This is a genomic window from Chitinophagaceae bacterium (assembly GCA_016710165.1).
In the GTDB taxonomy this organism is placed as follows: domain Bacteria; phylum Bacteroidota; class Bacteroidia; order Chitinophagales; family Chitinophagaceae; genus Ferruginibacter.
This window is the reverse complement of record JADJLJ010000001.1, coordinates 1-20,026: the sequence shown is the minus strand read 5'-3', so window position 1 is coordinate 20,026 and position 20,026 is coordinate 1. Positions and strand designations below refer to the sequence as shown.

Genomic DNA, 20,026 nt, shown 5'->3' with positions numbered 1-20,026 from the left:
GAACAAGGAATGTTGAATGAAGAACGGAATCTAACTTCGGCATTCCTTGTTCCTTGTTCAGTATTCCCTGTTCTTATTTCCTTGTTCATTATTCATTCAGGTCTTCGTGGTTCCCAATCACACTTTTTAAGAAAAAAATGCTGAATGAAGAATGAAACACTTCGCCATTCCTTGTTCCTTGTTCCTTGTTCGATATTCATTAAATTTGCCCTCCAAATCAAACCATGATGAGCGAAGAAAAAAGCCTCAACTTCATTGAGGAGATCATTGAAGAAGACCTGGAGAGCGGAAAATACAAAAGCATACTCACCCGTTTTCCCCCGGAGCCGAATGGCTACCTGCATATCGGTCACGCCAAATCCATCTGCCTCAATTTTGGTTTAGGCCTTAAATACGGCGGCAGTACCAACCTGCGCTTCGACGATACCAACCCGGTGACCGAAGAGACCGAATACGTGGAAAGCATCAAAGACGATATACGCTGGCTGGGCTTTAACTGGGCCAATGAATTTTATGCATCCGATTATTTTGACACCCTGTATGAATATGCCGTAACGCTGATAAAAAAAGGGCTGGCCTATGTAGATGATTCCACCGCCGATGAGATCGCTGCCATGAAAGGCAGTCCCACCGAACCCGGGAAAGATAATCAATACCGGGGCAGGAGTGTTGAAGAGAACCTTAGCCTCTTCACCGGAATGAAAGAAGGAAAATACAGGGATGGTGAAAAGGTTTTACGGGCAAAGATCGACATGGCGCATACCAATATGCTGATGAGGGATCCCATCATTTACCGCATTAAACATGCCCATCACCACCGCACGGGCAACAAGTGGTGCATCTACCCCATGTATGATTTTGCGCACGGGCAAAGCGACAGCATCGAACACATCACCCACTCCATCTGCACACTCGAATTCATTCCCCACCGGGAACTGTACGACTGGCTGATCGAAAAGCTGGAGATATTCCCATCACATCAATATGAATTTGCCCGGCTCAACATGACCTATACCGTGATGAGCAAGCGGAAGTTGCTGCAACTGGTGAATGAAGGCCATGTGAACGGATGGGATGATCCCCGCATGCCAACGCTCAGTGGCCTGCGCAGGAAAGGATATACCGCTGAAAGCATCCGCACATTCTGCGACAAGATCGGCGTGGCCAGGCGGGAAAATTTCATCGACCTGGGTTTACTGGAATTCTGCCTGCGGGAAGACCTGAACAAAAAAGCCCTCCGGGTAATGGCCGTGCTTGACCCGGTGAAACTCATCATCGACAATTACGAAGATGGCAGTACCGAACAAATGACGAGTGAGAATGGTCCGGAGGAGAGCATGGGAACAAGATTAATTCCCTTCAGCAAAGAACTGTGGATAGAGCGGGAAGATTTTATGGAAGTGCCTGCAAAGAAATGGTTCCGCCTGGCCCCGGGTGCCATGGTGAGGTTAAAGAGCGCCTATATTGTAAAATGCGAAAGTTTTGTAAAGGATGGCGCCGGAAGGATCACGGAGATCCATTGCAGCTATTTACCTGAAACAAAAAGCGGACTAGATAGCGGCAGCATCACCGTGAAAGGCACCATTCACTGGGTAAGCGCAGCGCATGCATTGACCGCCGAAGTACGTTTATACGACCGCCTCTTCACGGCGGAGAACCCCATGGCAGAAGAAGGAGATCTTAAAGATACCATCAACCCCCGTTCACTGGAGCTGATCCATAATGCCGTGCTCGAGCCATCGCTTAAGGATGCGAAGTTGGGCACTGCTTACCAGTTCATACGCAAGGGATATTTCTGCCTCGACAAAGACTCCACGAAAGATAAAATGCTGTTTAACCGGACGGTTACGTGAAAGGATGCGTGGGCGAAGGAGGTGAAGAAAAATTAGAAAACTGTTTCGGGTTTGAGGTTTGATGTTTGATGTTTGATGTTGGGAGCCTCAACTATGAAATGTAACTGTTTCGGGTTTGAGGTTTGATGTTTGATGTTGGGAGCCTTAACTATAAAAGATCTCAACCTCAAACATCAAACTTCAAACATCAAACTTCAAACTTCAAACATCAAACCCCCACCCCTTCACTCCTTTTCCTCCCCCATTTTCATCTTCGGAAAAAAAGCCGCCAGCAGCATGATCACCGCAGCGGCCATGGCGATATATATACCGTACAATCTTTGCGGGCAATAATTGTTATAACATGACCCAAAGAGGATATAACTTTTACCACATAAGCCAGTGTAAGGGCTGCAATAAAAAGATTGCTTCGCTTGGCCCACACTTTGGGCAGCAGCATGAATAGCAGTGTCAATGATGCCAGCGGCAGCAGGAACCTTCCCGGTTTGCCGTATTGGTTCTGGTAGCTGTAAAAACCCGTGAAGGTCTGGTTGATGTCTGCATAGTAGCCCCAGGGCAGGAAGCAGGAAATGATGAGGGCGAAACAGGCAGTGATGCCAAGCCAATGGAGAAATTTCAAGAACATGGTTAATAGATCGGTTTTAAGTGGCCAAAGATATGAGATGCAACCCATTAATTTCCGCCCCGTTTCGTGGCTCACGAAACGGAATTTTGTCTCAGCGGGGTTTTCACTGCATACGCTTAAATAATAAGACTCTTGCGTGAAACCCCGATGTAGTGTACGCCCTACGCCCTGGCCGGGGCCTTCACCGACCGGAATGATCATGGTCCCATTCCCCTGGTTGCTGTCCTCACCGACCGGAACGATCATGCTCAGCGAGCATAACTAAGATGGGGATGGATGTTCTTCTCCGCCGCGGTTCATGACACAAGAACCGGTATGCGAATAAACTACCGGTAATGGACTGTTCTGCTGGTTTCTGTAACCCCTTTGCTCCTCTGCCATTTCCTGCGCCGTTGCATTTTTAAATGCCAGCCAGAGCAGCGTGTTCGTCATCATCAACGCACGCTCCTTTTCCCGCTTTTCTTTCAGCATATAGAACTTAACGGCAGCATTGAATACCCCGTTACCCTTACGGAGTCTTTTTTGCCAGGCCGCTTTTTCTTCGGGATCAGCGATCACCTGCTTTGCATATTCCACCGCTTCCTTAAAAAGGTTGCGGCATTTACGCTGTTTTGCCGAAGCAATGATCCGGGTCATATCCGGGTACCTGGTCCGGATAGCACCGTAGCTGTAATGCTTGATCACAAACTCCTTTCCTATTGCCCCGCGGACAAGGGTGAGTGAGAAAGGCAGGTATGGTATGCGACGGTATAGTTTTTTCTTCTTTGCCATGCATCAAACATACGATCCCCGAAAGGGGCTTTCCAAATTAGTTGCCGAAATCGACTGTTTTTGCCGATTTATACCGTTTTTGCCGGATGTCTCGTCCTGAAATAGGTTGACCGCTTTACAATTGAAAATTTACATAAATTGTCTTTTGCGTTTGCTAATTTACATCAGCACCGGGCGGGCTCAGCATGAATTCCCCCGCTGCGCAAATACTTCACGTTGTGCGTGATGCTATTGAAGACCCTGATAACTTAACCAACTAAAAAATAAATGGCAGACAATACAGACGAAGAACATATAGATATTCCTACAAATATCCAACCGGAAAATCCTTCAGAGGAAATTACGCCTGCTAAGGACACTGAGACTATTCCCCAAAATCAAGACACTGAAAATATGGAAGTACACCATCATGCTCATCACGAAGGAAAGAAAAACCGGAAATCCTATTTCTGGGAATTTCTAATGCTTTTTCTTGCAGTGTTTTGTGGATTTCTGGCAGAATATCAACTGGAGCATACCATTGAGCACCAGCGGGAGAAAAAATATATTCAATCCCTGCATAGCGACCTGGAGGCTGATATCAACAGGCTTACCGTGATTATTCAATTGCGAAATGAAAGGGCACAGATGCTTGATTCATTCAGTAACTTACTAAACAGTAAAGAAGCCCTTTCACACAGTAATGACCTTTATTATTACAATTCCTTCGCTACACGGGGTGTTGCCTTTCGTTTTACACCGGTTGACGGAACCATGCAGCAACTGAAAAATGCCGGTAATCTCAGGCTTGTCCGCAAAAGCACCGTTAGCGACAGTATCGTTTCCTATGATGTGTATGTCCGGGCACTTATGTGGGGCACTCAGGACGAAGAAGACATGATGGGTACTTACAGAAATATCGCCGAAGGCATTTTTGACGGTGTGCTGTTAAACAGCATGCGGGATGATGATAACAACGTAAACCGTCTTGATCATAATCCCCCGCTGCGCCTGACTGATGATTTAAAATTCAGGCTGAACTACCGGATACATATGCTGACGGTTTTTAACAAAACCATGCGGAAAGAAGCAAGAAAGCTGCTGGGCAAAGCGCAACGGCTCAGCGGATTGCTGAAAAAAGAATATCAGCTTGAATGAATAGTTAATAGCACGTACGCACAACATTGGGTGCAAGTGTGGCCTGGCAAACAAACTTCAGCCAAATTACAATCAACTTCAGCTATCGGCTGGACCGGGTTCTTAAGTTTTTACAATTAATTAAAAAAAACGTTTCTTTATGATCATTCCGGGCCGGGCAGTCGGAACAAATATCCCCCACTGCGCCAGGCCAGGAACATTAGCGGTAATTTTACAGACCATCAGCAAATAACCTGCAGAAACATTATGCGGACAATTATATTGACGATCGCATTTATTTTTTCTCTGACCAGAATTTTCGGACAGGCAGAAGAAGCGAAACTTAAAATCTCTCATTTAACAGGAGATTTTTACATTTATACAACTTACAATACATATGAAGAAAGTCAAGTGCCGGCAAACGGGATGTATCTTGTCACTAACAATGGCGTTGTTATGTTTGACACACCCTGGGACACAACGCAATTTCAACCATTGCTTGACAGCATAAAATTAAAGCATAACAAAAGTGTGGTAATGTGTTTTGCAACGCATTGGCATAGTGACAAAACCGCCGGACTTGAATATTACAGGCAACAGGGAGTTAAAACCTATACAACGGTTCTTACAGATGAATTAAGTAAAAGGAATAATAAGAAAAGGGCTGAATTTTTAATGGCAATGGATACTGTCTTTACCGTCGGACAATTTTCCTTTGAAACGTATTACCCCGGAGAAGGACATACTGCAGACAATATTATAATCTGGTTTAAAAAAGAAAAAATTCTCTACGGCGGATGCTTGGTAAAAGGTGTTGATGCTGAAAATCTGGGTTATTTAGGCGATGCTAATGTAACAGAGTATGCATCTACTCTAAAAAAAGTTCAGAAAAAATGCCGAAAACCAACGTTTATTATCATAGCACATAGCGATTGGAAAAATATAAATTCATTGAAGCATTCTTTGAGGATGGCAAAAGAACTTAAAAAGAAAAACTACCGCTGATCGACCAGGCGGCCTCACCGCTTCTTCCCGGCAAGGTCTCCTGCCTGAGGATGAGAATAAGAACCAAAAATCATACAGGATTTGAAACCATTAACATTGTGTGTATATTTACAGGACAGCAACAGTTCTTTCACAAACTGGCGTTAGGGCAATGCCGAGACCTTTACCATTCAAGCAAAAATGATACAGCGACATAGACAATATTCCATATGACCGTTAACTCTAATCGTGAAATTTTTAGTTCGAGAATACTAAATACTTCTTTGAATACTGCATACCAGGCTTTTGCAAATCCAGTGCATTTAATTAAATGGTGGGGGCCAGAAGGATTTACAAATACTTTTCATGAGTTCGATCTTCGACCGGAAGGAAAATGGACTCTAACAATGCATGGGCCAGGAAAGGGTAATTATGAAAATTCTTCCATATTTAAAATCGTTGAGCCATTGAAATTAATCAGCTGGACAAGGGTTTCTCAACCATTGTTTGAAATGGAAGTGCGATTTGAAGAAATCAGTATTTCGAAAACCAGGATATTGTTCAGAATGATATTTAATACAGTTGAAGAATGTGAAAAAATCAAGCGCTTTGCAGGGCCAAAAAATGAAGAAAATTTTGACAGGCTTGAAAGGGAACTTCCAAATGTAATTATATAAATTTTCAAAAAAACTTTTACAGCAATATCAGCACAGCAGAAAGTCCACGACGCCGGGCGCAACCAATTCTAAAAAAATCTTATCATATGGGTAAATTAGCAGAAATCAAGACCAGGCCTACTTCATTAAGTGTAACGGGTTTCATTGATAGTATCCCGGATGAGCAAAAACGTAAAGACTGTCACGTTATACTTAACCTGATGGAGAAAGCTACCAGGGAAAAGCCGAAAATGTGGGGCAGCTCAATGATCGGTTTCGGCGATGTACGATATAAGAGTCCCGCTACCGGCAGGGAAGTAGATTGGTTCAAAATTGGTTTTTCGCCGCGTAAAGCCAATTTGTCATTACACCTTATTGATCTGCAACGGCATGCGGATGCATTGAAAAAATTAGGTAAACACAAGACCGGCACCGGCTGCCTTTACATCAATAAACTGGAGGACATTGACATCAAGGTCCTGGAAAAAATGATCAATGCAGCAGGGAAATAAAATAATCATTATGCCAAAGGGAAATAAAAAGGAACTGTCAGCAAAACAACGTGAAGAACTGCTCCGGGTATTGAAAGCCCGTTTTGAGAAGAACATGAACCGCCATAAAGGTCTTGACTGGGCCAACGTGCAGGCAAAGCTTGCTACGCCGGCTGGCGGAGAAAAACTGTGGTCGCTCCATGAAATGGAAAGGACCGGCGGTGAGCCCGATGTTGCTGGCCATGATAAAAAGACGGGTGAATACATTTTTTATGATTGTGCAGCGGAAAGTCCCACAGGCCGCAGGAGTATTTGTTACGACCGGGAAGGGCTGGAATCAAGGAAAGAATTTAAACCGGAAAACAACGCGGTTGATATGGCTGCTGCCATGGGCATTGAACTGTTGACGGAAGAACAATACCGGGCGCTGCAGTCCCGCCAGATGGCTGGAGAAAATTTTGATACCAAAACATCCAGCTGGCTGAAAACACCTTCGGCGATCCGGAAAGCGGGTGGCGCCCTCTTTGCTGATTTCCGCTACGGCAGTGTCTTCGTGTATCACAACAGCGCCCCTTCCTATTATGCTGCCAGGGGATTCCGTGGCTCGCTAAGGGTATGAATATAGCAAGACAACTCGGTCCCGTTTCGTGGACCAGGAACCAAGGCTCCATTTGCGTACTTTGCGAAAAACTTTGCGCCCTTTGCGGTTAGTTTTCTTTAATTACGTTATAGATCGAACCGCAAAGAACACAAAGGAAATGCACGCAAAGGACGCAAAGGAGATTCCCGCCCCGGGTTCATGTCCAATGGTTCGTGCGCCACAAACCATGGCGTGGGGTCCTTCATCATTGGTTCCGGTCGGTGATGTCAGCAACCAGGGGTGAAATTTTCAAATACCAGGTCCTTACCTTACATTTACTATCCACTTATTTAAACGCTAAACAAAACAGCATGCGTACTCACTTTCCTTTTTTTATTACAGCGGTCACCTGCATTGCCCTCTTATCCTGCAATTCCAATGAACCCGCAGAAGTAAATACGGTCAAGGCCGCCGAACCGGCCCTCGATAAACAATGGGCAGGCTCTTTCCTCGACAGCATGAATTCAAAATTTTCAAAGCAGGTAAGCGCCGGCGATTCGGTGGCACTGGCATCCCTCTACTGGCCCGACGCAGAATTATTGCTGGACAACAGCGACGTTGTTAAAGGCAAAGACATTGTACATGCCTGGGGCGCTGCCATACGCATGGGACTTAAAGAAATGACCTTTTCAACAACCGATATCACGGGCAGCCCCGCATTCATCATTGAAACAGGGAAATACGAAATGAAAGATGGCAAACGATCCATCCTGGACCAGGGTAAATATGTGGTGGTATGGGAAAAACGAAACGGCGAATGGAAACTGTATCGCGACATCGGGTGCACCAGCCTGCCCCCGGCAAAATAAACCCATGCAGCAACTCTTTCAATTCTTTGCCGGGTTCAGCCCCCTCTCTGCACAAGCCAAAGCGGCTATTGAAGCGATCTGCAGCATGGTGCATATTCAAAAGAACAAAGACCTGCAACCCATCGGTCATACCTGCAGGACCATTTACTTCATTAATAAAGGCATTGCCCGTATCTATTACTACAAAGACGGCATTGATATCACCGACAGTTTTGCTTTTGAGAACAACATCATTGTTCGGGTGGAAAGCCTGTTCACCGGCAAGCCAAGCCGCAAAGCGATCCAGGCCCTGGAAGACGCTGAAATAGTAGCCATTGACGCAAATAAATTATTCAAACTATACGATACCTATCCCGAGATAGAACGGCTGTTCCGGAAGATATTTGAAGCCAGTCATGTTGACACCGTTAACCGCATTGAGGGCATCCAGTTCCATACCGCGGAAGAACGTTATAAAGCGCTGCTCTCTGAAGCCCCGGATGTAATTAAACGGGTACCGCTTAAATACATCGCATCCTATCTTGGCATTACACAGGTCAGCCTCAGCCGTATCCGTTCGCACCGCTGATTATTTATCATATGTAAAGTACTTGTTCTGCTTCTCGGAACTTTCGTTTCAACGTACGAACCCCCCCCCGCTTTTTCAAGGGGGCCCCCCCCCCCCCGGCGCCCCCCGCGGGGGGGGGCGGGGGGCGCCCCGCGCGCGGCGCCCGCGCCCCCCCCCCGCGGCGCAAGGGCGGGGCGGCGGGCCGGGCGGGGGGCGCCCCCCTTCCCCTCCCTCGGGGGGGGGGGCCCGCGCCCCGGCGCCCGGGGGGGGAGCCGGCTGGGGGGGGGAGGGGGCCGTGCCGGGCCCCCACCCGGGCCCGGGGCCGCGCGGGGGCGGCCGCGGGGGTTTGCACTTTTTTCTCCAACAAAGGACAACCCCCCCCGGGGCTGTCCAAAAATATAACATGGCAAACATCAGGTTAGGCTTAAAGGAAAACTGGAAGCAGTTCAGTCTGCTGGTCATCATCAACGGCTTTGTGGGTGGCATGGTCGGGCTGGAACGTTCCATATTGCCGCAGATAGCCGAACAGGAATTTGCCATCGCAGCCAAAACAGCCATCCTTTCCTTCATCGTGGTATTCGGCATTGTAAAGGCGGTCACCAACTACTACACAGGGGCCCTGGCAAATAAATTCGGAAGAAAAAAACTCCTGGTCGCAGGATGGGTCATTGCCATCCCGATCCCGTTCATGCTCATGTTTGCACCCTCCTGGGGCTGGATCATTGCAGCAAATGTTTTGCTAGGTATCAACCAGGGGCTCACATGGAGCAGTACGGTGGTAATGAAGATAGACCTGGTGGGTGAAAAGCAGCGGGGACTGGCCATGGGGCTGAATGAATTTGCCGGATACATCGCCGTTGCGCTGGTTGCATTTCTTACCGGGTGGATCGCCGGTGAGTACGGCATCAGGCCCTACCCTTTTTACACAGGCATTGTTTTAACCGTTCTTGGATTGGCAGGCAGTATCTTCTTAATAAAAGATACCAGGCATCACGTAGCACAGGAGACCGTTTCCAATACCGTTCCAAGGCTGAAAAATATATTCCGGGATACCACCTGGAAGAATAAGAACCTGGGCTCTGTAACACAGGCCGGCCTGGTCAACAACCTCAACGACGGCATGGTATGGGGCATATTCCCCATACTGCTTGCTTCCAAAGGTTTCAGCATCGGGGAGATCGGCCTTATTACAGCCGTGTACCCCGCTGTATGGGGCCTGGGCCAGTTAATTACAGGAGCAATGGCCGACAGGCTTTGTAAAAAAGATATGCTTTATACAGGCATGTTGTTGCAGGCCATTGCACTGGTAGCATTGATCTGGGCAAATACCCTGTTCCATTTCATCCTGCTTTCCTCCATCCTGGGCTGGGGCACGGCAATGGTGTACCCTACATTCCTGGCAACCGTGGCAGAAAACACCCACCCGGAGGACCGGGCAAAAAGCATTGGCATCTTCCGCCTGTGGAGAGACCTCGGCTATGCGATCGGCGCCATACTTACCGGCATCATTGCCGACCTTGTAAATATCCAGGCAGCCATCCTCTTTATCGGCTTACTCACTTTAGCTTCTGCCATCATCATCAAATACAGGATGAGATGTAAAACAGTAGGTTCGCTCAGGATCCGGAACTGGATCACCGGTAAGAAGAACAAACAAACAGGAACCACACAACCATGCTTTGCAATAGCCAGGCTCAGGCAACTGATCCGGCGATCACCGGGAGATGTAATGCTGATCGACGTAAGAAGCCCGGAAGAATTTGCACAGCAGCACATCCCTTTTGCCGTTAACATACCATTGGATGCGTTGCAGAACCATGCTGCAGCATTGCAGAAATGGAAGTACCCCATCACCGTTTGTGGTAAGGGTGGCGGCAGGTCAGAAAAAGGTTCAGCGCTACTGAATGAGTTGGGAGTTGCAAAAGCATCCTTTCTTTGCGGAGGTACATCGGGCTGGTTTGAGGACACGAAAAATAGTTAAGCCCATTGCCCGCAACCCGGATGAATATCTATTGCTCCAGTATCTTAACCGCTTCTTCGATCCAGTCTGTTTCCGGCTTCAGGAATTTATCGGGTTTTATGCCGGCATCATCGATCCCCTGGCCAATATCGAGCCGGCGGCTGCGGGTGGTGGCATAGTGAAGGGTATAAGGCATGCAGGAAAAAGAGGAGTCACGCATGTTGGAATAATCCAGTGTCCCATCCGTATTCTCCCCCATCAATATCACTTTGCTGCTCTGCATGGCATACAGGAGGAACTGTTCGGTGGTGCTGGCACAACCACGGTTGACGAGCACAGCTACTTTTTGAGGATAAGGCAGCGGCTTGTATGTTGAATCTGTTTCATCATCTGCAATATTCACCAGTTTCCCTTTATTGGCTTCCATTTTGCCGATCATGGCTTCAATGGATCTTTTACTTTTTTCCGGTATATCATTATCCGAAAGCAGTTTTTTCCAGCCCGTTATGTTTGCTTCGGTTGCCAGTACATCCACGCCGATGTTTTTTACTGGCCCGGTGGAAATATAAGGCAGGATGGGCGTATAGGAAAAATCGGAGCCACCCCCATTGTTCCTCAGGTCGAGCACCAGGTAGGGCATGCTCTTCAGCGCTTCCTCATTTGCCTTGAACACCGAGTCGATCCTTTTATAGTTGGAAGGGTCAAAATTGGATATTTTGATGTAGAGTGTTTTGCCGGATAGTTTTTTGGAAGCCACCGGCTGGTATGCTCCCTGGATGTTTTCCCTTTTTGTTCCCTCCCGCTGCCAGTCGCCGCCAATGCTGTTCTTACCTAGAAAGAACCATTCCACCCTGGGCATGTGGTTACGTATATACAAAGTTCCTTTCAGCAGGTTGTCGCTGACCTGTTTTGCTTCAAACTTTATCAGGCCCCTTTTCCAGGAAGGCAGTTTAGAATCAATGATCACGCCTACATAATCATGCAAAGGCGTTTTGTCTTCATATACCGCAATGGTATATGCCGAATCAAAATTGAAATTGTAGATACCTTCTGTTGTTGTTGAGCGGCGTAACGCTTCGATCTTCTCTTCTGAGATACCGACCGGCTGCCGGCTGCTGATGTATGCAGAATCGGATCTTGTGAAATCGAAAGCGGCACTCACCTGTATGTGATTGTCTTTAAAGATGCCGAGATACTGTGAAATGATGAGCAGGCAGTTCTCTTTGGCCGTTTTACTCAGTTGCTGCAATTCGCCGGATTTTTGCTCATAGTCTTTTTTGCCGATCCGTTTTAATTTATCACGGAACCCGGCATAGTTATGCTCCATGAATTGTTTTACATGCAGGAATTCCTTTTCACAGCTGCAGGTTTGGGCACTGGCATTACCGAAGAGAAACAACAGAAGAATTAATGTAACAGAACGCATGGATTATGATTGTGGTTTGATAAATGGCTGTAAAGATAATTATCCTTTATTTCCCGGTATTTCTCCAACCGGATCAACGAATGTGCCTTCCTGCCTGTACGGTTCCGGTCTTGCCATAGAAATAAATGAATATTGACAACGGAATAAGCCCGGCCAGCTGCCGCACAAGATCCCACCTGGCCCAACCATTGAGCTTTGCAATAAGTTCCTGGTCTGTTATATTGTTTTGGGTGTTTCCCATATAGGTCAGCAGGAAGGGAGCAAAGTAGGCGAATGTACTTACCAGCACCAACAGGAAAAAGAAATGGCCCACGTACAGGATCGGTTTGTTTGGCAATTTAACCTTAAACCCGGTGACGAGCACAATTAACCACAAAACGGTCATAAGCGGACTGAGTACCGGGAAGTAGTTGATGCCCCAGTGCCCGTAGTTCTTAAACATAGAAATATCCTGTTGCCAGAAAGGAACGATCGAGATCGCCTGGTAACAGGCACCCCCTACCACCAACGCCATCACGATCAGCAATGCCAGGTATGCCCAGCGGAATATTTTTGTTGTCATGGTCAATTTTTTAGATCCGGTGAATATCATTTTATCTCACTCATCCACTGGCTGGCAAATGCCCGGGCTGTTTCCACCGCATACCTGCCTGCCCTGAACACCATCTTCCAGCGGCTTCCCTTTCTTTCATACTCGGGGTTCACAAAATATTTTTTACCGTTCTTTTCAACCAGCTGCGCATTGAAGTCGACCCCCTCTGTGGCATCTAAAAAATCCTTCAGCTTTACTTTTATGTACATCAGGTGATTGGCCGGGTATTTTGCTTCCCAGTCCTTTATGCTGTTGTCGTAAGACTGCTGCATCATTTTCTTCATCTCCTCATAGTTCTGCGTATAGTAGCGGATGGTCTTGTTATTGGGATCTTCTGCATCTTTCAGGTTCTTTTTTGCGGCTTCCAGCATCTGCTTCAGTATCTCCTGCATCTGGGGAGTGGCTTTTTTCAACGCCTCTTCCGAGTTTGCCACATATTCCTTTGCTGCCTTTATCATGCTGGCCCGCATCTCCTCCGGTGTTTCCACTTTTTGTGCCGGGGCCGGTTTATTACGCTCTTTTAAAACCGCATATTCTTTTTTGAATGCCTCCGAGCCGGCATATTGCTTTGCATACCCTGCCAGGTCCTTCACAATGGCAGCCCGGTCATTTGCCAGTATCTTTTTCAGGTTGCGGATACCGTAGTGGTCCAGTGAACCGCCCAGAAGGCTGCTGGCTATCTTACTGTCGGCCTCTGCCTGGCTGATGCCCAGTTGTTTCAGGAAATCCCCCATCCGTTTTTCAACGCTAAAGGAGAACAGGAACAAACTGAGTATGACAAGGATCAATGCAGCGATGCAGATCCGGAGCCGGTCGATCATCCGGTTTAAAACTTGCTTTCTCATTTTCCGGGTTTTATCAGTTTACCACGATGTGTTTTGAAAAAGGGACTGTACCCATTTCAACCTGGCAGTACGCACATTTGTCTGCATTGGGATCGTTTTGTTTTGCCTGGCTGTTCTCAACCGTTTTTTCCTGGTCGGGTTTTGCAACCTTGTTCGGGTATTTTACTTCAGCAAAAAACAAAACCGGGAATGCCAGCATGAGCACCAGCAATTGTATCCCGAATTTCAGCTTTTCCATTTTTTTAGTTTTTATTGTTTTTAATTTTTTTGTTTTGACGGTACAAAATTGCTTCAGAATTCTTCCGCTAAGAAGTACAGCGTGCATGAATTGAGGAGAACGTATCATGAATTGAACATATGATCCTTTCGCCCCGGCGTGGTCTTTGACCAGCCGGAAATAATGATGTTTTACACAGAAAAAAGGCGAAAGTAACAGCAATTACTCTTCGCCCCGGCGTGGTCTTTGACCAGCCGGAAATAATGATGTTTTACACAGAAAAAGGCGAAAGCAACAGCAATTACTCTTCGCCCCGGCGTGGTCTTTGACCAGCCGGAAATAATGATGTTTTACACAGAAAAAAGGCGAAAGTAACAGCAATTGCTCTTTTGCCCCGGCGTGGTCTTTGACCAGCCGGAAATAATGATGTTTTACACAGAAAAAAGGCGAAAGTAACAGCAATTGCTCTTTCGCCCCGGCGTGGTCTTTGACCAGCCGGGAATAATGATGTTTTACACAGAAAAAAGGCGAAAGTAACAGCAATTGCCCTGGTGGCTGGTCAAAGACCACGCCACGGCTTACAAGAAGTGCACGTGCATGAGTTGAGAGGAACGTAGCATGAATTGGGTATATGATCCTTTTTCAAAAAACAGTTCATCCCGGAAATGCTACAGTTGAAACAGGATAAACACAGTTGACCCATCAATTTTTACAATTAATATGATCGTTGGGTATATTTGGTAAAGAAATCAATGATCCGCTTTTGAGAAGACTTTTATTATTGCTGGTTACACTCCTTTCGGCGCTTTCCCTTTTTTCGCAGGAAGCCCGGCAATATTCTTTTACCCATTACACCGTAAGCAACGGTCTGGCTGCTTACAACACAAGCAATTCGGTCCAGGATGACCAGGGCTATATATGGATCGGCACGGTGAACGGGCTGCAGCGCTTCGACGGGAGCCGTTTCCTCACCTTCCGTCATAACCCGGCTGATAAGAATTCGTTGCCCGACAACAGCGTCTGGCAAATGCTGTACGACAAGGAAAAAAATCTTTGGGTACTGCTTTCCGACGGAAGCATCGGCATTTTTGATACCCGGCGCTTTAGTTTTAAAAAGGCAACGGTTGTTACCCTCTACGAAAAGAACCTGGCCGCTGCCAGAAGATTACTGGAAGACGGGAACGGTAAGTTGATCCTCACGTTTACATTCCGGGAATTCGTCACCTACAATAAAGTACGTAATGAGTTCTCTTCCGCTTACAACAGCTTCAGTATGCCGCCGGGCTGGAGGCCCATCGACCTGGCCGATGACCCGATTGGCAAACGCTATATCATTTCCTCCGATTCGGGCTTTGCCGTTTATAACCGGGTAACCAAACAGCTTAGTTACCCCGGTCATAATATTGGCAGGGAAGCCCTGGTAGAGAAATATGGAAAATTATCCCATACAGCGCCTTACCGGGTTGACAGTAAGGGCAGGTTATGGTTCAAGCGCTGGCCACCCGATGGGGGCTGCAGTATCTACTGTTTCGACCTGGTAAAGGGTGTTTCTATACTTGAAGATGCCTCGATCAATGAAACAATCGGCAGGTACAATGAACCTGCTTCTATTTTTGAACAAAAAGATGGAACTATATGGATATCAGGTCTTTTGGTATTTGGAAAATATGACCTAAAGGAGAAAAAATTCGTTCCCGTTTATAATGGTTACCTCAACGACAGGAGTATTTCCTATGATGCCGTAAATCTGTTTGAAGACCGGGATCAAAACCTTTGGGTTACCACTTCAAACAATGGCCTGTATGTTTTTAATCCTTCCAAAGAATTATTTACCAGCATTGGGCACTTGAATAAATTAAATAACCAAAAAGGCAGCGGGGGCCCGGCCTCTTTTGTTCACCTGAAGAACGGGGACCTGCTGGTGGGTTACTGGGGCGATGGGATATACCGCTACGATAAAGATCTCCGGAACATCAACCTTAATATAAGTGGTATCAAAGAAACCAATGGCTGGTCCGCCTGGTCCATGTGCCGTTTAAAAGACAGCAATACCATCTGCCTGGTAGGTCAGCCTGCATTCATTGCCTTTTACGACCAGGCAAAAAACACGATGAAAAGATATGAACCGGCCATTTTTGAACAACGGACCATAAGGCAGGTGGTGGAAGATGACCTGGGCAACCTCTGGCTTGGCTCCCAGTCGAGGGGTGTATATAAATGGTCGGCTGCAAAGGGGGCAAAAAAGTTTGAAGACGGGCTTTATAAGATCAGCAATATCCCCGGCACCAAAGTTTTAAAGATCATTAAAGACAGTAAAGGATTCATCTGGATAGGGACCGAGAATGCCGGGCTATATAAAATAGATCCGGCAACCGATAACATCATTGAACACATTACCAACAGCGGTCCTGCAACAAAAAGGCTTATTGTGAACGCCGCCGATATCCTGGAATACAACGACAGCCTCCTGATCTTTGCCGGGGCGGGGTTGAATTTTTACAATACCCGCACAAATACCATCCGCCACATCACCAATGCCGATGGCCTGCCCTCCAATGTGGTGGTAAGCCTGCAGAAAGACAAGGCGGGCTATGTCTGGATCGGCATGGCAAGCGGGTTGTGCAGGATGAACATCCACAAGGGTACTTTTATTTTTTATAACCGGAACGACGGCATGGCCAATGATAATTTTGATGTGAGCACCGATTACCAGTTACCCGACGGACGGATGCTGTTTGGAAGCTCCAACGACTTTGTGGTATTCAACCCAATGGATGTAAGGACCTCGGCAGCTCCGCCCGGAGTGAACATCACCGAATTCAGGATACTGAATAATCTCCTTTCGGTAGATTCCCTGATGAGCCTGGACAAGATCGTACTGCAGGCCAACCAGAATTCCATCAGCATCTCCTACTCCATCCTCAGCTATTTCAATGAGAATAAACCGGCTTATTATTACATGCTGGAAGGGATAGACAAAGACTGGAAAAAGGGCAATGAACTGAACCGGGCGATCTACAATTACCTTCCCGCCGGGACCTATCTCTTTAAAATAAGGGCAGAGAATGCTGATGGCGTTTCCAGCAGGAACATCACCACCATGAAAATAAAGATATCGCCGCCGTTCTGGAAAAGCTGGTGGTTCTATGGCCTGCTCACCTTAACCTGCATTGTTGTCTTTTACTTGGCGGACCGGGAAAGGCTGCTGCGGCTGAAAGCAACCCAAAAACTAAGAACAGACATAGCCCTCAACCTGCACCACGATGTGAATACGGCGCTGGGCAATATTAACCTGCTGAGCGAGATGGCCCGGATGAAAGCGGACAAGGACATCGCCAGGGCGAAGGAACTGATCGAGCAGATCAGCAACAAGAGCAACGACATGATGATCGCCATGGACGATATGCTGTGGGTGATCGACCCGGCCAACGACAGCATGGAAAAGACCATTTTGCGGATGAGTGAATTCATTGATGCCCTGCGCAACCGCCACGAAGCAGAGATCGAGATGCACGTGGATGAAAAAGTGAAGGACCTTAAGCTGGAAATGAAACTGCGGCATGGGTTCTTCTTCATTTTTAAAACAGCGCTGCGCTGCATGGTGCAGTATTCAGGTGCCAAACAGACATTGATCAATATCGACCTTCAGAAGAACGGGCTTTGCCTCAAAATGCACGGTACGGCCATGATCAAGGATACCGACAGCAAAACCTTTTCCTGCATGGTGGAAATGAGGAATCATGCCACGGCCATCCATGCCGAACTGGATATGCAGAATGAAAAGGACGGGGGAAACCTGGTGCTGATCATGCCGGTTAGATAGTTTCGGGTTTGAGGTTTGAGGTTTGAGGTTTGAGGTTTGAGGTTTGAGGTTTGAGGTTTGAAGTTTGAGGTTGGGAGCCTTAAATATAAAAGAGCCCAACATCAAACTTCAAACCTCAAACAAGAAACAAGAAACCAGAAACCAGAAACAAGAAACAAGAAACAAGAAACCTGAAATTACTTTCCCAACCATTTCTTAAACTCCGTCACTTTCTCCCGGCTTACCAGCGCTTCTTTATCCACGGCGGGTTTTAATGTAAGGATGAGGCGGTTGCCGAAATAATCATTTATCTGGTCAACGCTGTTGATGGAAACATAAAAAGAACGGCTGATGCGGAAATACCTTTCGGGGTCCAGCATCTCGTCCAGTTCGTCCATGGTATAATCCACCACGTACTTTTTATTATCGTAGGTCTTGAAGAAATTAAGCCGGCCATCGCTGTAGAAATAAGCGATCTCGTCTGTCTCCACCGATACCAGTTTCTGCACATTCTTTACCAGGAAACGTTTGCGGAACTCCTTCGGCTGCAGTTTCTGCTGCAGTTCCTTCACCAGCAGGTCCATATTGATGGGCGCCGGTGCAGCCGCCACAAACATCTTTTTATATTTATCCAGGGCGGCCGCCAGGTCCTCTTTCTGGATCGGCTTCAGCAGGTAATCCACGCTGTTCACCTTGAATGCCTTCAGGGCATACTCATCGTACGACGTAGTGAAGATGACCGGGCTTTTGACCTTTACCCGGTTGAATATCTCAAAACTCTGGCCATCCAGCAGTTCAATATCCATCATGATCAGGTCGGGGGCTTCGTTGTTCTGCAGCCATTCCACGGAAGACTCAATGCAGTCAAGATTGGCGATCACTTCAATGTCCTTATCCAGGCTCACGAGCATCTTGTGCAGTTTTTTTACAGCCAGTTCTTCGTCTTCGATGATTAAGATTTTCATATCGCTTAATTTTTATTTTCTGAATAATGCAGCGGGCGGTTCCGCATCGTTCTTTCCCAGATCAGCGGCAGTACCGCTGTAAAATTCTTCCCGTCGTTCATCACCTGGAAACCCGGCTGGTTGAGTAATTCATATTTCATCCTGATATTCTTCAGGCCTACTTCACCCGACGGCGCTTTTTGCGCCCGCTTCTGGATATTATTGTTCACCACCAGTTTATTGCCCACCGTGGTGAATACTTCAATATGCAGCGGGTAGTTCCTGGAAAGTGCATTGTGCTTTACGGCATTCTCCACCAGCATCTGCAGGCTGAGCGTGGGCAGTAAATAATCATCGTACCGTTTGTCGATGTCCATCTGCAGGAACAGCGCATCGCCGTGCCGGGTCTTCAGCAGGTCAAAATAGCTTTGAATGAACTGCACCTCGGTCCGCACGGTACTCATCCCGTCCTCGTTGTTCCGCAGCAGGTACCGGTACACTTTACTCAGGTCATTCAGGAATACTTCTGCCTTTTGCCTGTCTTCTGTTATCAGGGCCGATAACGTATTGAAGCAATTGAAAAGAAAATGCGGGTTCACCTGGCTCTTCAGTACATCAAATTCGCCCTGCAGGCTCAGGTGGGTATATTTCTCATTCTCCATCAGGCTTTCCTTCCACTGCTGAAAGACATAATCGCCTTCCCAGATGACCATGGCAATAATCGTAATGCCAAGGGCGATGAGGACACTCAGCCAGAACTGGCTGCTGCTGGGATAGAAATCCTCCACGGGCAACTGCATGATGCCTACAATGGACAAGGTAGTGGAAATGGTAACCACAACGAGTTGCTTAACCACCAGTGCACTTATCCGCCGGAGCGTATCCCGGTATGCCGCAAAACTGTTGTGGATATACCTGGTAATTGCTACGTCCATGTACCAGAATACCAGTCCCACCAGCATGATATACCCGAAACCATAAAACCAGAGGCCAGGATCCCGGTACCAATCAATGCCAAACAAAACAAAACAGGTACCCAGGGCGATGACAGGCATCAGCACAAAAAAACTAACCCACTCCACCCTGTTTGGTATTACCGGTTTCATCAGCGGTTGTTTACAATTTCATTTAATAAAGGTACCTGCACATAAAAAAAGGAATCAGACGTTTCCATGATCAGTTGTTCATCGCAACAAAGCAGCTTGTATTTATCCAGCAGGTTCCGCATGCCCTCCACATTTACCGGAACGGCATTTTGCTTTTGCCGGGTATTGTTCTTAACTACCAGGTGGCCGTTCCCGTCCTGCGTTATCTGGAAATTCAACGGGCTTCCCTTCAGCAGGGTATTGTTGTTAAAGCTGTATTCAAAGATCGTTTGAAGCAAAAAAGGAGAGACATATTTATTGCGGCTGGCCTCATCCACATCCACCTGCAGGTTCACTTTGTCGCCATACCTTGCTTTCAGCAGGTAATAATAGGAATCAATGAACCGGAGTTCGGTCTCCAGCGTTACCATCTTGTCATCGGGGCTGCGCAACAGGTATCGGTATACTTTTGTAAGCTCGTTCAGGAATTCTTCTGCCTTATCGGCATCTTCATTGATGAGACTGGATAAGGAGTTCAGGCTGTTGAATAAAAAATGAGGGTTTACCTGGCTTTTCAACCCAAGCAACTGGCTTTGGGTGTAGGCTGTTTTTAATTTTTCGGTCTCGGTAAGCGTGGCCTTCCATTTTTCAAAACTGTCGAAC

Annotated in this window: 19 protein-coding genes; 10 read left to right on the top strand and 9 right to left on the bottom strand. The window is 47.0% G+C overall.

The features are described from left to right. Nucleotides 1–227: 227 nt before the first annotated feature. Nucleotides 228–1,853: a glutamine--tRNA ligase/YqeY domain fusion protein gene (locus IPJ02_00095; protein ID MBK7374008.1), complete on the top strand. Its 1,626-nt coding sequence runs from the start codon at nucleotides 228–230 to the stop codon at nucleotides 1,851–1,853. A 280-nt stretch (nucleotides 1,854–2,133) separates the two neighbouring features. On the opposite strand, the gene IPJ02_00090 is transcribed toward IPJ02_00095, so the two are convergent. After that, nucleotides 2,134–2,478, bottom strand: coding sequence for a hypothetical protein (locus tag IPJ02_00090; protein ID MBK7374007.1), 345 nt, complete (start codon nucleotides 2,476–2,478; stop codon nucleotides 2,134–2,136). A gap of 261 nt (nucleotides 2,479–2,739) precedes the next feature. Beyond that, entirely contained in the window at nucleotides 2,740–3,249 is a 510-nt protein-coding gene (locus tag IPJ02_00085; GenBank protein ID MBK7374006.1) for a hypothetical protein, read from the bottom strand. Nucleotides 3,250–3,642: 393 nt separating this feature from the next. Here IPJ02_00085 and IPJ02_00080 point away from each other — a divergent pair, with 393 nt between their 5' ends. From IPJ02_00080 to IPJ02_00045, 8 genes are all read left to right on the top strand, one after another. Next, nucleotides 3,643–4,386, top strand: coding sequence for a hypothetical protein (locus IPJ02_00080; protein ID MBK7374005.1), 744 nt, complete (start codon nucleotides 3,643–3,645; stop codon nucleotides 4,384–4,386). Nucleotides 4,387–4,632: 246 nt separating this feature from the next. After that, on the top strand, nucleotides 4,633–5,370 hold the full coding sequence (bla, locus tag IPJ02_00075) for a BlaB/IND/MUS family subclass B1 metallo-beta-lactamase (protein MBK7374004.1): 738 nt from the start codon (nucleotides 4,633–4,635) through the stop codon (nucleotides 5,368–5,370). Between the two features lie 209 nt (nucleotides 5,371–5,579). Further along, nucleotides 5,580–6,026, top strand: coding sequence for an SRPBCC domain-containing protein (locus IPJ02_00070; protein MBK7374003.1), 447 nt, complete (start codon nucleotides 5,580–5,582; stop codon nucleotides 6,024–6,026). Nucleotides 6,027–6,112: 86 nt separating this feature from the next. Next, nucleotides 6,113–6,517 (top strand): DUF1801 domain-containing protein, encoded by a 405-nt coding sequence (locus tag IPJ02_00065; protein ID MBK7374002.1) that lies wholly within the window; start codon nucleotides 6,113–6,115, stop codon nucleotides 6,515–6,517. Nucleotides 6,518–6,527: 10 nt separating this feature from the next. After that, nucleotides 6,528–7,115, top strand: coding sequence for a DUF4256 domain-containing protein (locus IPJ02_00060; protein ID MBK7374001.1), 588 nt, complete (start codon nucleotides 6,528–6,530; stop codon nucleotides 7,113–7,115). Between the two features lie 332 nt (nucleotides 7,116–7,447). Then, complete coding sequence (locus tag IPJ02_00055) at nucleotides 7,448–7,945, top strand: DUF4440 domain-containing protein (GenBank protein ID MBK7374000.1); 498 nt, start codon at nucleotides 7,448–7,450, stop codon at nucleotides 7,943–7,945. 4 nt (nucleotides 7,946–7,949) lie between these two features. Beyond that, nucleotides 7,950–8,513 (top strand): Crp/Fnr family transcriptional regulator, encoded by a 564-nt coding sequence (locus IPJ02_00050; GenBank protein ID MBK7373999.1) that lies wholly within the window; start codon nucleotides 7,950–7,952, stop codon nucleotides 8,511–8,513. 382 nt (nucleotides 8,514–8,895) lie between these two features. Beyond that, complete coding sequence (locus tag IPJ02_00045) at nucleotides 8,896–10,473, top strand: MFS transporter (GenBank protein MBK7373998.1); 1,578 nt, start codon at nucleotides 8,896–8,898, stop codon at nucleotides 10,471–10,473. Nucleotides 10,474–10,501: 28 nt separating this feature from the next. On the opposite strand, the gene IPJ02_00040 is transcribed toward IPJ02_00045, so the two are convergent. From IPJ02_00040 to IPJ02_00025, 4 genes are all read right to left on the bottom strand, one after another. After that, nucleotides 10,502–11,878: a S41 family peptidase gene (locus IPJ02_00040; GenBank protein ID MBK7373997.1), complete on the bottom strand. Its 1,377-nt coding sequence runs from the start codon at nucleotides 11,876–11,878 to the stop codon at nucleotides 10,502–10,504. A gap of 73 nt (nucleotides 11,879–11,951) precedes the next feature. After that, entirely contained in the window at nucleotides 11,952–12,440 is a 489-nt protein-coding gene (locus IPJ02_00035; GenBank protein MBK7373996.1) for a hypothetical protein, read from the bottom strand. Nucleotides 12,441–12,466: 26 nt separating this feature from the next. Next, a complete protein-coding gene (locus IPJ02_00030) occupies nucleotides 12,467–13,315 on the bottom strand; it encodes a hypothetical protein (GenBank protein MBK7373995.1) in 849 nt (282 codons plus the stop codon). A gap of 13 nt (nucleotides 13,316–13,328) precedes the next feature. Further along, nucleotides 13,329–13,553 carry a hypothetical protein gene (locus tag IPJ02_00025; GenBank protein MBK7373994.1) on the bottom strand — a complete coding sequence of 75 codons (225 nt, stop codon included), beginning with the start codon at nucleotides 13,551–13,553 and terminating at the stop codon, nucleotides 13,329–13,331. Between the two features lie 742 nt (nucleotides 13,554–14,295). Here IPJ02_00025 and IPJ02_00020 point away from each other — a divergent pair. Further along, nucleotides 14,296–17,355 (top strand): hypothetical protein, encoded by a 3,060-nt coding sequence (locus IPJ02_00020; protein MBK7373993.1) that lies wholly within the window; start codon nucleotides 14,296–14,298, stop codon nucleotides 17,353–17,355. 176 nt (nucleotides 17,356–17,531) lie between these two features. Here the strand turns inward: IPJ02_00020 and IPJ02_00015 are convergent, their stop codons facing one another. The 3 genes from IPJ02_00015 to IPJ02_00005 form a co-directional block, all read right to left on the bottom strand. Beyond that, entirely contained in the window at nucleotides 17,532–18,299 is a 768-nt protein-coding gene (locus IPJ02_00015) for a response regulator transcription factor (GenBank protein ID MBK7373992.1), read from the bottom strand. A 5-nt stretch (nucleotides 18,300–18,304) separates the two neighbouring features. Continuing rightward, nucleotides 18,305–19,384: a histidine kinase gene (locus tag IPJ02_00010; protein MBK7373991.1), complete on the bottom strand. Its 1,080-nt coding sequence runs from the start codon at nucleotides 19,382–19,384 to the stop codon at nucleotides 18,305–18,307. Continuing rightward, nucleotides 19,384–20,026, bottom strand: a 643-nt coding sequence (locus IPJ02_00005) for a histidine kinase (GenBank protein MBK7373990.1), incomplete at its 5' end; no start/stop codon positions are given. The genes IPJ02_00005 and IPJ02_00010, both read right to left, overlap by 1 nt.

Excerpts from the sequence above, each read along its gene's own strand:
- IPJ02_00055 (MBK7374000.1), top strand. The coding sequence starts at position 7,448 with ATGCGTACTCACTTTCCTTTTTTTATTACAGCGGTCACCTGCATTGCC.
- IPJ02_00015 (MBK7373992.1), bottom strand. The coding sequence starts at position 18,299 with ATGAAAATCTTAATCATCGAAGACGAAGAACTGGCTGTAAAAAAACTG.
- IPJ02_00035 (MBK7373996.1), bottom strand. The coding sequence starts at position 12,440 with ATGACAACAAAAATATTCCGCTGGGCATACCTGGCATTGCTGATCGTG.
- IPJ02_00090 (MBK7374007.1), bottom strand. The coding sequence starts at position 2,478 with ATGTTCTTGAAATTTCTCCATTGGCTTGGCATCACTGCCTGTTTCGCC.
- IPJ02_00025 (MBK7373994.1), bottom strand. The coding sequence starts at position 13,553 with ATGGAAAAGCTGAAATTCGGGATACAATTGCTGGTGCTCATGCTGGCA.
- IPJ02_00010 (MBK7373991.1), bottom strand. The coding sequence starts at position 19,384 with ATGAAACCGGTAATACCAAACAGGGTGGAGTGGGTTAGTTTTTTTGTG.
- IPJ02_00050 (MBK7373999.1), top strand. The coding sequence starts at position 7,950 with ATGCAGCAACTCTTTCAATTCTTTGCCGGGTTCAGCCCCCTCTCTGCA.
- IPJ02_00045 (MBK7373998.1), top strand. The coding sequence starts at position 8,896 with ATGGCAAACATCAGGTTAGGCTTAAAGGAAAACTGGAAGCAGTTCAGT.
- IPJ02_00085 (MBK7374006.1), bottom strand. The coding sequence starts at position 3,249 with ATGGCAAAGAAGAAAAAACTATACCGTCGCATACCATACCTGCCTTTC.
- IPJ02_00065 (MBK7374002.1), top strand. The coding sequence starts at position 6,113 with ATGGGTAAATTAGCAGAAATCAAGACCAGGCCTACTTCATTAAGTGTA.
- IPJ02_00080 (MBK7374005.1), top strand. The coding sequence starts at position 3,643 with ATGGAAGTACACCATCATGCTCATCACGAAGGAAAGAAAAACCGGAAA.
- IPJ02_00030 (MBK7373995.1), bottom strand. The coding sequence starts at position 13,315 with ATGAGAAAGCAAGTTTTAAACCGGATGATCGACCGGCTCCGGATCTGC.
- IPJ02_00040 (MBK7373997.1), bottom strand. The coding sequence starts at position 11,878 with ATGCGTTCTGTTACATTAATTCTTCTGTTGTTTCTCTTCGGTAATGCC.
- IPJ02_00095 (MBK7374008.1), top strand. The coding sequence starts at position 228 with ATGAGCGAAGAAAAAAGCCTCAACTTCATTGAGGAGATCATTGAAGAA.
- IPJ02_00060 (MBK7374001.1), top strand. The coding sequence starts at position 6,528 with ATGCCAAAGGGAAATAAAAAGGAACTGTCAGCAAAACAACGTGAAGAA.
- bla (MBK7374004.1), top strand. The coding sequence starts at position 4,633 with ATGCGGACAATTATATTGACGATCGCATTTATTTTTTCTCTGACCAGA.
- IPJ02_00070 (MBK7374003.1), top strand. The coding sequence starts at position 5,580 with ATGACCGTTAACTCTAATCGTGAAATTTTTAGTTCGAGAATACTAAAT.